This is a genomic window from Hyalangium minutum (assembly GCF_000737315.1).
Taxonomy (GTDB): domain Bacteria; phylum Myxococcota; class Myxococcia; order Myxococcales; family Myxococcaceae; genus Hyalangium; species Hyalangium minutum.
This window is the reverse complement of record NZ_JMCB01000006.1, coordinates 74,298-86,294: the sequence shown is the minus strand read 5'-3', so window position 1 is coordinate 86,294 and position 11,997 is coordinate 74,298. Positions and strand designations below refer to the sequence as shown.

At 68.7% G+C, this 11,997-nt stretch carries 6 protein-coding genes; 5 read left to right on the top strand and 1 reads right to left on the bottom strand.

Going from position 1 to position 11,997, the window contains the following annotated elements; translation table 11 throughout:
• Positions 1 to 9: 9 nt before the first annotated feature.
• The 4 genes from DB31_RS15830 (at position 10) to DB31_RS15810 (ending at position 9,219) form a co-directional block, all read left to right on the top strand.
• Positions 10 to 1,128, top strand: coding sequence for an SDR family oxidoreductase (locus DB31_RS15830; protein ID WP_044188348.1), 1,119 nt, complete (start codon positions 10 to 12; stop codon positions 1,126 to 1,128).
• Positions 1,129 to 2,105: 977 nt separating this feature from the next.
• Entirely contained in the window at positions 2,106 to 6,461 is a 4,356-nt protein-coding gene (locus tag DB31_RS15820) for a DNA topoisomerase 3 (protein WP_044188344.1), read from the top strand.
• 297 nt (positions 6,462 to 6,758) lie between these two features.
• A complete protein-coding gene (locus tag DB31_RS15815; RefSeq protein ID WP_083968353.1) occupies positions 6,759 to 7,556 on the top strand; it encodes a M57 family metalloprotease in 798 nt (265 codons plus the stop codon).
• 133 nt (positions 7,557 to 7,689) lie between these two features.
• Positions 7,690 to 9,219 (top strand): S8 family serine peptidase, encoded by a 1,530-nt coding sequence (locus DB31_RS15810; protein ID WP_205628519.1) that lies wholly within the window; start codon positions 7,690 to 7,692, stop codon positions 9,217 to 9,219.
• A gap of 76 nt (positions 9,220 to 9,295) precedes the next feature.
• On the opposite strand, the gene DB31_RS15805 is transcribed toward DB31_RS15810, so the two are convergent.
• Complete coding sequence (locus tag DB31_RS15805; RefSeq protein ID WP_044188341.1) at positions 9,296 to 9,679, bottom strand: DUF5335 family protein; 384 nt, start codon at positions 9,677 to 9,679, stop codon at positions 9,296 to 9,298.
• A gap of 321 nt (positions 9,680 to 10,000) precedes the next feature.
• On the opposite strand from DB31_RS15805, the gene DB31_RS15800 reads away from it, so the two are divergent.
• Positions 10,001 to 11,782, top strand: coding sequence for a serine/threonine-protein kinase (locus DB31_RS15800; protein WP_157232009.1), 1,782 nt, complete (start codon positions 10,001 to 10,003; stop codon positions 11,780 to 11,782).
• Positions 11,783 to 11,997: the final 215 nt, after the last annotated feature.

The following is an 11,997-nucleotide window of genomic DNA, read 5'->3' as shown; positions in this document are numbered from 1 at the left end:
AACGCAGCGATGACGGTGTCTCGCAGAGGGTTGATGCAAGGTGCGGCCGCGCTCGGGGTGCTCGGGGCCATGGGGTGTGCTTCCTCGAAGGAGGGCGGTGTGCCCCGGGGGGTGGCCAAGAAGAAGATTCTCATCCTCGGGGGCACCGGGTTTCTCGGGCCCGCGCTGGTGGAGCTGGCCCGGCCTCGTGGCCACACGCTGACGCTGTTCAACCGGGGCAAGACGCGCCCCGAGCTCTTCCCGGACGTGGAGAAGCTCCACGGTGACCGCGACGGTGACCTGAAGGCGCTCGAGGGCCGCCAGTGGGACGCCGTCATTGATACGTCCGGCTATGTGCCGCGCATCGTGAAGGCCAGCGCCGAGCTGCTCGCCCCCAACGTGGGACACTACATCTTCGTGTCCACCATCTCCGTCTACAAGGACATGAGCGAGTACGGCATCGACGAGGACTCGCCAGTGGCCACCGTGGAGGACGAGAAGACGGAGGATGTCTCCCAGCACTACGGCGCCCTCAAGGCCCTGAGCGAGAAGGCCGCCGAGGCCGCCATGCCCGGCCGCGTCACCACCGTCCGACCAGGCCTCATCGTCGGCCCCGGCGACCAGACGGACCGCTTCACCTATTGGCCCGTGCGCGTGGCCCGGGGCGGCGAGGTGCTCGCTCCGGGAGACGGCGCGGATCCGGTGCAGTTCATCGATGTGCGCGACTTGGCCGCCTTCATCCTCGGTGTGGTGGAGCGCCGGGACGTGGGCACCTTCAACGCCACCGGCCCCGCGGAGACGCTCACCATGCGCGAGCTGCTGGAGGCCTGCAAGACGGGCACGGGCGGAGACGCGCGCTTCACCTGGGTGGACGCCGAGTGGCTGGTGGAGCAACAGAAGGTGAGCCCCTGGACGCAGATGCCCGTGTGGATTCCGCGCTCGGGCGAGGACAAGGGCGTGGGCCGCGTCAGCAACGCCCGGGCGCTGAAGCTCGGGGCGACGTTCCGGTCCCCCGTGGACACCGCGCGCGACACGCTGGCCTGGTTCCGCTCCGAGCCGCCCGAGCGCCAGCAGAAGCCGATGCGGGCGGGCCTCCCGCCGGAGCGCGAGCGCGAGGTGCTCGCCGCGTGGCACCAGCGGACCCCCTGAAAAAGCCAAGGGGGATGCCTCTGTCGAGGCACCCCCCTCGCCGATCCAGACTCAGGGCCGCTCCCCCCTCCCGGTGAGCAGCCCCGCTTCAGAATCTCCCACTTGAAGGGCCCTGCCCGGCAGCAGGGACCTTCCCTCCACGCCCAGGGATGACGGGGTCCTTGGCACCCCCTCATCCTCCCACTTCACAAAGGGCCACCCGGACGGTGGCGTTCAGCTCCGCAGCCTTGGCGGACAAGGCGGGTGGAGGGTGAAGACCCGGCGGGCCCCGGGGCGCAGCACGGAGCCTGAGAAGGGCTCCCGGGCCGGCCACAGCGAGGCGAGGCGAGTCTCCCCCTCCACCGTTTCGTTCAGAGAGGCCGTCAGTCCCGCCGTCTCCAGCACCTCCCGCTGCCGGCGCTTCGCCCGCGCCAGCGCGACGAGGTGGGACGGCGAGGGGCCCAGGCCCGAGCCCAGGGAGCGGGTCGCCGAGGAGGGGCGGTTCAGGCGCAGGGGCTTCTGCGCGCTCGCACCAAACTCCCACCGCAGGACCGTTCGGGTCTCTCCCCCGGGAACAACGTCCCTCCGACTTGAACGGTGCTGCCAATGCGACTGCATGCTGGACTCTCCGGTGAACGGGCCTTGGGGCACTGCCTCTCTGCGGAGCTCCCCCCCGCTGTCCGGACTCGATAGCCCCTGGCAGCAGCCGAAGTGCATGATGGACAAAACACCCGTGCGAGGTTTCCGGGCCAACGCCAAACACTTGCGTGAGGACGCCACGGGCTGGCAAGGCCACCCCTCCCAGGAGGTGAGGCGCAAGCACGGAGGAGGAGAACTTCACGGGAGGTGAGGGGTAGTCTCCCCGGAGGCAGGGCAAGCTGCCTCCCCAGGTGGGGTGAGAGAGGAGGGCCCGATGTCGGCCCCGCATAATAAGGAAGAATGTGCCGAGGGAGCCCGAGCGCATCGGGGCGGGGAGGGTTGACGTAGGAGGGGCTGGTATGAGGTGGGATGCGATGGGCGCAGGGCTCGACAGCGAGAGGACCCAGGAGGTGGGGCGTGAGGGGGGCCGGGAGGCCACTCCGAGGAGGGGTGCGTCCGTGCTGGCCGTGGTGGCGGAGAAGCCGGCCGTGGCGCGGGACATTGCCCGGGCGCTGGGTGCCTCGCAGCGCGGGGAGGGCTGGTTCCGGGGCAATGGCTATGTGGTGACGTGGGCCATTGGCCACCTGGTGGGGCTGGCCCAGCCGCACGAGATTCGTCCCGAGTGGAAGCGCTGGAGCCGCGAGCAGCTGCCCATGCTGCCGCGCGAGTGGCCGCTGATGGTGGCCGACGGCACGCGCTCCCAGTTCTCCGTGGTGCGCGAGGTGATGAACGCGCCCGAGGTGGCTGCGGTGGTGTGCGCCACGGACGCGGGCCGCGAGGGCGAGCTCATCTTCCGTTACATCTATGAGGCGGCAGGGTGCCGCAAGCCGGTGAAGCGGCTGTGGGTGTCGTCGCTGACGGAGAGCGCCATCCGCGAGGGCTTCCGGCAGTTGAAGGACGGCAGTGCGTACGACGCGCTGTCGGACGCGGCCAAGGGACGCAGCCGGGCGGACTGGCTGGTGGGGATGAACCTGTCGCGGCTCTACACGCTGGCGGGCGGGGACATGCTGTCGGTGGGGCGGGTGCAGACGCCCACGCTGGCCATGGTGGTGGAGCGCGAGCTGGCCATCCGCCACTTCGTCCCCGAAGACTACCTGGAGGTGGTGGCCACCTTCGCGCCGCAGGCGGCGGGGATGCCGCACGAGACTCGGTACCGGGGCACGTGGTTCCGCGACGTGGATCCGAAGACGGGCGCCAAGCTGGGCGAGGGCGTGCGCGAGGCCCGGCGGCTGGCGGCGGACGGCGTGGAGGCGGGCGAGGTGATGGCGCGGGTGAAGACGGGCCGCGCATCCATTGAATCGCTCACCTCCGAGACGAAGAAGATGGCGCCGCCGCTCCTGTATGACTTGACGGAGCTGCAGCGGCACGCGAACCGGCTCTATGGATACAGCGCGCAGCGGACGCTGGAGCTGGCCCAGGCGCTGTACGAGAAGCACAAGCTGCTGAGCTACCCGCGCACCTCGAGCCGGCACCTGTCGGCGGAGGTGGCGGCCACGCTGCCGGACGTGGTGCGAGCCATCCGCAGGCCCTACGAGCCGCTGCTGGCGGCCGGCACGGGGGAGCGGCCCCTGGGACGGCGCTTCGTGGATGACTCGAAGGTGACGGACCACCACGCCATCGTCCCCACGCCCACCTCGCCGGACGGGGTGCAGCTGTCTCAGGACGAGCGGCGCATCTACGAGCTGGTGTGCCGCCGGCTGCTGTCGGCCTGGCACGAGGACCACCTCTGGTCCGTCACCACCGTCATCACCGCGGTGAGCTCGCAGGGGCCGGCCGGTGGAGCGGCGCGGGTGGACCGGTTCCACAGCTCGGGCACCCAGGTGGTGCGCGCGGGGTGGAAGGTGCTGGACGTGGGCGGGGTGAAGCCTCCCAAGGAGCGCACCGCCAAGGACGCGAAGGACAAGGAGGAGGGCGAGGGCAAGGAGGAGGAGGACTCGCAGGATCTGCCTGCCGGGCTGAAGCAGGGGCAGCCGCAGAAGGTGGAGGACGTGGAGGCGGTGAAGAAGCGCACGCGGCCGCCACCGCGCCTCACGGACGCCTCGCTGCTCACGGCGATGGAGACGGCGGGCAAGGCGCTGGATGAGAAGGAGCTGGCGGATGCGATGAAGGAGACCGGGCTGGGCACTCCGGCCACGCGCGCCGCCATCATCGAGGTGCTGCTGGAGCGCGAATACCTGCACCGCCGGGGCAAGTCGCTGGAGGCGACGGAGAAGGGCATCCGGCTCATCGAGGTCGTTCATCCGGATGTGAAGTCGCCCGCGATGACGGGGCAGTGGGAGGCGTGGCTCCAGCGCATCGAGCGCGGGCGCGGCGACCTCGCCGACTTCCTGCGCAGCATCGAGGCCTATGTCATCGAGGTGGTGGGCAAGGTGCCCATGGGCTCGCCGCCGAGGCCGCCCCCGGTTCCCCGGCCCGCTTCCGTGGCACCCGGTGAGGTGCCTTCGCGAGAGGCTCCCGAGAGGAGTGCCGCGTCTCCCTCTCGGGCGCGTTCAGAGGCGGCACCCGCGGCGGCGACGGGCCGGCCTCGCCGTGTGCCTCGGGCCCCTACGCCGCCCGGTGAGCTCCGCAAGCTTCTCAAGGAGGCGTTCGGCTTCGAAGACTTCCGGCCCTATCAAGAGGATGTCTGCCGGGCCGCCACGATGGGGGAGGACCTGCTGCTGGTGATGCCCACCGGAGCGGGCAAGTCGCTGTGCTACCAGTTGCCGGGCCTGGCGCGCGCGGGGACGACGCTCGTGGTGAGCCCGCTCATCGCGCTCATGGAGGACCAGGTGACGCGGCTCCAGTCGCTCGGGTTCGCGGCGGAGCGCATCCACTCGGGGCGGGACAGGGCCACCTCCCGGCAGGTGTGCGCGGACTACCTCGAGGGCCACCTGGACTTTCTCTTCATTGCGCCCGAGCGGCTCGGCGTGCCCGGCTTCGTGGAGCTGCTGGCCCGCCGCCCGCCCGCGCTCATCGCCATCGACGAGGCTCACTGCATCTCCCAGTGGGGGCATGACTTCCGCCCCGACTACCGGTTGCTCGGCGCGCGGCTGCCCCTGCTGCGCCCCGCCCCCGTGGTGGCCCTCACCGCCACGGCGACGCCGGACGTGCAGAAGGACATCGTCCAGCAGCTCGGGCTGAAGGGCGTTCGAGGTGGCGCGGCGCGCACCTTCATCCACGGCTTCCGCCGCACCAACATCGCCCTCGAGGTGCGCGAGCTCACCCCGAGCCAGCGCGGCGAGGCCATCCGTGACGTGCTCTCCGAACCGGAGCGGCGCCCGGCCATCGTCTACGCCTCCACGCGCAAGCACGCCGAGCAGTTCGCGGAGGTGCTGAGCTCGGACTTTCCCACCGCCGTGTACCACGCGGGCATGCAGCCCGCGGAGCGAGACCGCGTCCAGGCCGCGTTCCTCGAGGGCCGCGTGAAGGTCATCGTCGCCACCACCGCGTTCGGCATGGGCATCGACAAGGCGGACGTGCGCACCGTGCTCCATGCCGCGCTGCCCTCGAGCCTCGAGGGCTACTACCAGGAGCTGGGACGCGCGGGGCGGGATGGCAAGCTGTCCCGCGCCGTGCTGCTCCACTCCTATGTGGATCGTCGCACCCACGAGTTCTTCCACCAACGCGACTACCCCGAGCCCCGCGTCCTCGAAGGCCTCTACCGCGCCGCTCGCGAGCAGCTGGAGCCCAAGGAGGCGCTCCAGGCCCGGGTCCGCATGGAGCCCGAGGTCTTCGACAAGGCCGTCGAGCAACTGTGGATCCACGGTGGCCTGGTGATGACGCCAGATGAGCAGGTCCACCGGGGACGGCCTGGCTGGGCCACCCCCTATGGGGCCCAGCGTGAGCGCAAGCTGCTCCACCTGGAGCAGATGGGCCGGTACGCGGAGGCCTCGGGCTGCCGGATGCGGCACCTGGTGGAGCATTTCGGTGATGTGCAGGACTCGGGCAGGGCCTGTGGGCTGTGTGACGTGTGCGCCCCTGAGACGTGCGTCACCTTGCGCTTCGCCGAGCCCGGTGAGGGTGAGCTTCAGTCGCTCGGGCGCATCCTGGACGCGCTGCACGAGCGGGATGGACAGGCCACGGGCCGCCTGCACCGCGAGCTCTTTGGTGAGTCCCTGCCGCGCCGGGAGTTCGAGCGGCTCGTGGGAGGGCTCGTGCGCGCCGGGCTGGCCCGGCTGAGCGAGGACGCCTTCGAGAAGGACGGCCAGCGCATCACCTTCCAGCGGCTGACGCTCACCCCCGATGGCCAGCGCACCCGTGTGCTCGCGCCGGATGTGGTGATGCTCCCAGCAGCGCCCGCGCCTCAGGCCAAGGCTCCCAAGAAGCGCCGCGTCCGCCGCACCCAGGCGGCGACGAAGCGCTCGGAGAAGCCACGGCGTGCCTCCGCGTGGGAGCGCACCCCGAAGCCCTCTTCCGAGCCTTCTTCCGAGCTCACCACCGAGTGGGACGAGGATGACGTAGGCGTGCGGCGTGGGCGGGGCGGGCGCTCCGGGCCGGGCGCCTTCGAGCCCATGCCTTCCCCCGCGCTGGTCGAGGCGCTCAAGGCGTGGCGCCTGGGCGAGGCCAAGCGGCGGCGCATCCCCGCCTTCCGCATCCTCACGGATCGCGTGCTGGGGGCTCTCGCCGCCACGCGCCCCGCGGACAACGAGACGCTCATGTCCATCCCGGGCGTGGGCCCCAAGCTGGTGCAGCGCTATGGCGCCCAGCTCCTCGCGCTCGTGGGCCGGGCCCGCTGAGCGGGGTGTCTCAATCCAGGACGCTCCTGTCCTGTTTTGAGTCAGGGCCTCGCAAGTCACACTTTCGGTGTCTCTCCGGGCACTTGTTCGCAGGACTGTCACATTCTTTTACAGATTTGTCTCAGAATATTGGAGTCTGAGCACTCCGGGTTTCCCCCTCTCTGCTGGGTAAACCCTGATTTTTCGTTGTCCTGGGGTTTGGCCCGGGCCTTGCTCAAGGGAGAGGCGCGCCGGCCGCGGCTGCAGGTGTCCCAGGCGGCCGGCTCAATCCCCCGAAGTGCTTCCCGAGGAAGACGAATGCTCAAGTTCCGTTCCGTTGCGATGCTGGCGGGTCTGGCCCTCTTTGGCTGTGGTGGCTCCGAGGACATGGCGCAGGAGAAGACGCCCATGTCGTGGGAGGAGTTCAAGGCCTCGGCCGTCAAGGGTGACGGCGACGTCTACATCGTCGACATGGACATCGCGGTGGAGAACGAGCAGGCGCTCAAGGAGTACTACGACAACAACGTCGCCGCGAACCACAGCGAGGGCGAGCTGGCCGTGTATTACATCGGCGGCGACATCAAGTGGAGCTCCACCCAGGCGCGCAACCTCACCTACTGCGTGAGCAGCTCCAGCTTCGGCAGCCGCTACAGCACCGTGGTGAACGCGATGACCAGCGCCGCTTCCGCCTGGGAGGCCACGGCCAACGTCAACTTCGTGCACTCCAGCACCTACGACAGCAACTGCACCGCGAGCCAGACGGGCGTGCTGTTCGACGTGCGCCAGACGAGCGACACCAGCTACCTGGCCCGCGCGTTCTTCCCCAACTCGGGCCGCTCGGCCCGCAACGTGCTGATCAGCACCAGCGCCTTCGGCAGCATCTCGCCCTACACCCTGGCCGGCATCCTGCGCCACGAGCTGGGCCACACCATCGGCTTCCGCCACGAGCACACCCGCCTGTCCTCCACCGGCTGCTACGAGGATGCGAACTGGCGCGCGCTCACCAGCTACGACTCCAAGTCGGTCATGCACTACCCCCAGTGCGCCGGCACGAACTCGGGCGACCTGGTCCTCACCAGCTCCGACAAGACTGGCGCTCGCGCTCTCTACCCGTAAGCTGATTTCAAAGAACTCCGTGGCCACTTGAGCCACGGCGGAGTCTTGAAGGCCGGAGTCGTGCTCCTCAACGGGGCGCGGCTCTGGCCTTTGTCTTTGCGGGCCATCCCCCGTGGGTATTTCGAGGAATCACATGACGAATCTGAAGATGATCGGTGCGGTTCTCGCTCTGTCCGCCTGCACCTCGGAGGTGAGTGAGGAGTCCCAGCAGGTGGGGGCGCAGGAGTCGCCGCTGGCCGCCGAGGCCCCCAAGCGCGTCATCGTGAACTTCAAGGCCGGTGCCAACAAGGCCAACGTCCTCCGCGAGCTGAAGGGCAAGGAACTGCTCGCCATCCACGGGATGAACGCGTCGGCGATGGAGCTGCCCGCGCAGGCGCTGGCCGCGCTCGACAAGAACCCGGCGGTGGAGTTCTGGGAGGAGGACGCTCCGCGCAAGATGTTGGCGCAGAGCACCCCGTTCGGTATCGACATGGTGCAGGCCCCGCTGGTGTGGCCGTCCGCCACCGGCGCCAACCGGAAGATCTGCATCATCGACTCCGGCCTCTACACCGCCCACGAGGATCACCAGAGCGGCAAGGCGATCACGGGCTACCCCACGGGCTGGAACGCGGACAAGTGCCACCACGGCACGCACGTGGCCGGCACCATCGCCGCGGTGAACAACAGCGTGGGCGTGGTGGGCGTGCTGCCCAACGGCGTCAACCTGCACATCATCAAGGTGTTCGGGGACGACTGCGCGTGGACGTACTCCTCCACCCTGGCGGACGCGGCCAACCGCTGCGTGAGCGCGGGCGCCAACGTCATCAGCATGAGCCTGGGCGGCGCCACCAAGAGCAAGACCGAGGAGACGGCCTTCAACAACGCCTGGAGCGCCGGCCTCATCAGCGTGGCCGCCGCGGGCAACGACGGCACCAACAGGCTGAGCTACCCCGCCTCGTACGCCAACGTCATCTCCGTGGGCGCGGTGGACTCCACCAAGACGATCGCCACCTTCTCGCAGTTCAACTCCGCGGTGGACGTGTCCGCTCCGGGCGTGGGCGTGCAGTCCACGGTGGGCGCGCTGGACCTGAACACCCTGGTCGTGGGTGGCACCACCTACTCGGGCGGCTACGTCGACGGCGCGGCTCGCAGCGCGGGCGTGACGGGCACGCTGGTGAACGGCGGCCTGTGCGACAGCGTGGGCGCCTGGGCGGGCAAGGTCGTCCTCTGCCAGCGGGGCACCATCGCCTTCGTGGACAAGGTGAACAACGTGAAGGCCGGTGGCGGCGTCGCGGCGGCCCTCTACAACAACGTGGCGGGCGGCTTCGCGGGCACGCTGGGTGATGGCGTCACCAGCACCATCCCGGCCATCTCCCTGAGCCTGGAGGACGGCAACGCCATCATCGCGGCGGGCGGCATCGGCCAGGCGGCTACGGCGGCCAGCTCCTTCACCGAGCCGGCCAGCGGCTACGATTTCTACGACGGCACCTCCATGGCGACCCCGCACGTGTCCGCGGTGGCGGCGCTGGTGTGGAGCTACAACACCTCGTGGACCAACGCCCGCGTGCGCAAGGCGCTGGAGATGACCGCTGAGGACCGCGGCACGGCTGGCCGCGACAACTACTATGGCTACGGCATCGTCCGCGCGAAGAACGCGCTGGATTACGCCATCGCCAACCCGTAGTTCCTGAGAGCTGGGTGGGCATTCTGGGGCGGGCTCCTCGCGGGGTCCGCCCCTTTTCTTTTGGGTGCGCGGCCGCTCAGGCCTGCGGCTGCGTGTCCGAGACCGTGTCGATGGCCTGCATGGGCTCGAAGAAGATGATCGTCTTGGTGCGCCCCGTGTCTTCGATGTCCAGGCACTCCAGCTCGCCGCTCTCACTCTCGTCCGCGTAGATGCGCTCCGGGTGGAAGATGCGGTGGGTGATTTCTTCGCCTGGACGGCCCACCGTCACCTCGATGGCATCTCGTCCGCTGCCCTTCTCCACGTAGGAGATGTCGATGAGCGGCAGGCGCTGGGCCAAGGGCTGTTCACCAATGTCGATACTGGCCGCCTCGATGCGAACCCACTGGGAGCGGTTCATGCCGCTCAGCAGGGTGAGATAGTCGGACCAGACCTCGCGAGGAATTTCCCGGGTGTGATGCATGGCGTTCTGCCTCCCGTTTCTCCCACTCACCGTAAGGATGGAGAGGCCGGGAGGCGGACCGTGTCTGCTGCCCTGCTCAGGGGGGAGGCCTCCTACCGGGGCCCTGGTGGGCCGCCTGCTTTCCTTTACCCAGGGCGTGCATTCCCAGAGCCCACTTGCTCAGCAGGGGGCTCGTTGAAACCCAAACCCTGGACGCGCAGAGGCTCGCTGGTACGAAAGTGGGAGTGAGGCACGCTTGACCTTGTGCTCTCGTCGTCTCTTCTGGAGGCACCACTCTGGAGACTCAAGCGACCCGCTGGGGGAAATGCCATGGAGCAGGCCATGAAGTGCCCAGCCTGCAGCAAGCAGCTGCCGAGTGGCATGGTGTTCTGCCCATGGGACGGTCATGCCTTGGAGCCTTCGTCTCCTCCAGAGCAAGGGGGGGATCCACTCCTTGAGACGCAGGTCAGCGAGTACATCATCAAGGAACGAATCGGCGCGGGCGGCATGGGGATCGTCTACCGGGCCGTCCAGCCACTCATTGGGAAGCAGGTCGCCATCAAAGTCCTGAAGGCGGAGCTGGCTGAAGCAGGGGAACTGGTCAAGCGGCTGTTGGTAGAGGCGCGAGTGGTCAACGCCATCCAGCACCGGGGAGTGATCGACATCTTTGGCTTTGGGCAGCTTTTCGACGGCCGCCCATATGTGGTGATGGAGCTGCTCCACGGAGTGTCGATGGACGCCTATCTCCGAAAGCGAGTGAGGCTCGGCGCCATTGAGGCGGCGAAGATCCTCGATGAGATGCTCGCGGCGCTGGGGGCGGCGCACCGCGGGGGCGTCATTCACCGCGATCTGAAGCCCGGCAATGTGTTCCTGAAGCAGGAGGCCGAGGGCGCGCACTCCGTGAAGTTGCTCGACTTCGGAATCGCGAAGGTGACGCAGTCCCAGACCGTCAGCGCTCTGACCATGTCAGGCCACATTCTGGGAACTCCCGAGTACATGTCGCCTGAGCAGATCCGGGGTGAGAAGGTGGAGCCCACCGCGGACCTCTACGCCGTGGGAGTGATTGCCTTCCAGCTGCTCACAGGCCGGCGCCCGTTCATCGGTGAGCAGATGAAGGTGCTCTTCGCGCAGGTGGAAGAAGAGCCCCCGAAGCCGTCCAGGCTGGCGCCGGAGGTTCCGCTGGAACTGGAGCGCATTGTGTTGAGGCTGCTCGCCAAGCGCCCCTCGCAACGCTTCCAGTCTGCAGAGGAAGTGCGGCGGGAACTCGATGCGTTTCTCTCGAGACAGGACACGGGCGCAGGGAAGGGGTCACAGGTTGCGGCAGAGCCTGTGTACCCTCCCACCGTTACCCTGCTGACGCCCGTTTCCCTCGCGGGAGCCACCGCGTCCTTGCGTGGACCGGCCACGGCCCCTGTGCCCTCCAAGCCCTCCAGGCGTCTGTGGGTCATGGGCTTGGGGGCCGCGTCCCTGGTAGTTGCTTCAGGCGTGGTGGGATTGAGCGGGTTTGGCCGAAGGGCTTTGCCCACGGAGCCACCCCCCGTGGCCCGGGCCGAGAAGGAACCTGCGCCGCCGGTTCAGGCGCCCCCGCCTCCTCAGCAGGCGGAGGCGCCCAGGGCTGTTGAGCCAGTGATAGCCACCCAGGCTGTGCAGCCCCCTCCCAAGGAGGATCACTTGGCGCAAAGGCGCCCTTCGGCTCTTCCCAGAGGGAGGGCTGTGCCGCAGAGCAAGGAGGCTGCCCTGACCGAGCCCGCGAAGGTTCCTGGGCGGGACACGGCGAACGGAGTCCAAGCCTCGCCTCCTCCTTCCGGTGTGCAGCAGCCAGGAACTCTGTCGAAGAGTTCGACAGCCAAAGCCTCTGAGGCACCCACCCTCATGGTCTCTCCCGAGCCGGCCGCCCCACCTGCCACGCCCAACATCGAGCTCAATCCGGACGTGCTGCAGCAGCGGCTGGCGGACGCAACCATTCGGTTGAGCCGGAAGGACCAGCAAGCCGTCTTCTCTCCTGCCATGGCCCGGCTGATGGAGATCCAGAAGATGGCGGACGCCGCGACGACAGGAGCGCAGCGCATGAAGCTGGCGAGGATGCTGGAGGAGTGGGAGCGCCAGTTCCTCTCGAAGCGGTGAGGAGCGCTTCGGCAGGTGCTCTTCGTGCAGGTCGAGGACGAGCCCACCGCGCTGACCAGCCCAGTGCTGGATCTCCTCATGGAGATCGAGGTGCTCGCGCAGCGGTTGCTTGCTAGGGACCCGGCTCGGCGGCTCCTGTCAGCAGAGGTTCAGTTCCGGTATGGGGCCAGCGCCATGGTCAGCTGGTCCTGGAGTGAGCTGGCTCCGGGGCTGTC

Bases quoted from the DNA above. Each gene is read 5' to 3' on its own strand.
- DB31_RS15830 (WP_044188348.1), top strand. From the start codon at position 10: ATGACGGTGTCTCGCAGAGGGTTGATGCAAGGTGCGGCCGCGCTCGGG.
- DB31_RS15820 (WP_044188344.1), top strand. From the start codon at position 2,106: ATGAGGTGGGATGCGATGGGCGCAGGGCTCGACAGCGAGAGGACCCAG.
- DB31_RS15815 (WP_083968353.1), top strand. From the start codon at position 6,759: ATGCTCAAGTTCCGTTCCGTTGCGATGCTGGCGGGTCTGGCCCTCTTT.
- DB31_RS15810 (WP_205628519.1), top strand. From the start codon at position 7,690: ATGACGAATCTGAAGATGATCGGTGCGGTTCTCGCTCTGTCCGCCTGC.
- DB31_RS15805 (WP_044188341.1), bottom strand. From the start codon at position 9,679: ATGCATCACACCCGGGAAATTCCTCGCGAGGTCTGGTCCGACTATCTC.
- DB31_RS15800 (WP_157232009.1), top strand. From the start codon at position 10,001: ATGAAGTGCCCAGCCTGCAGCAAGCAGCTGCCGAGTGGCATGGTGTTC.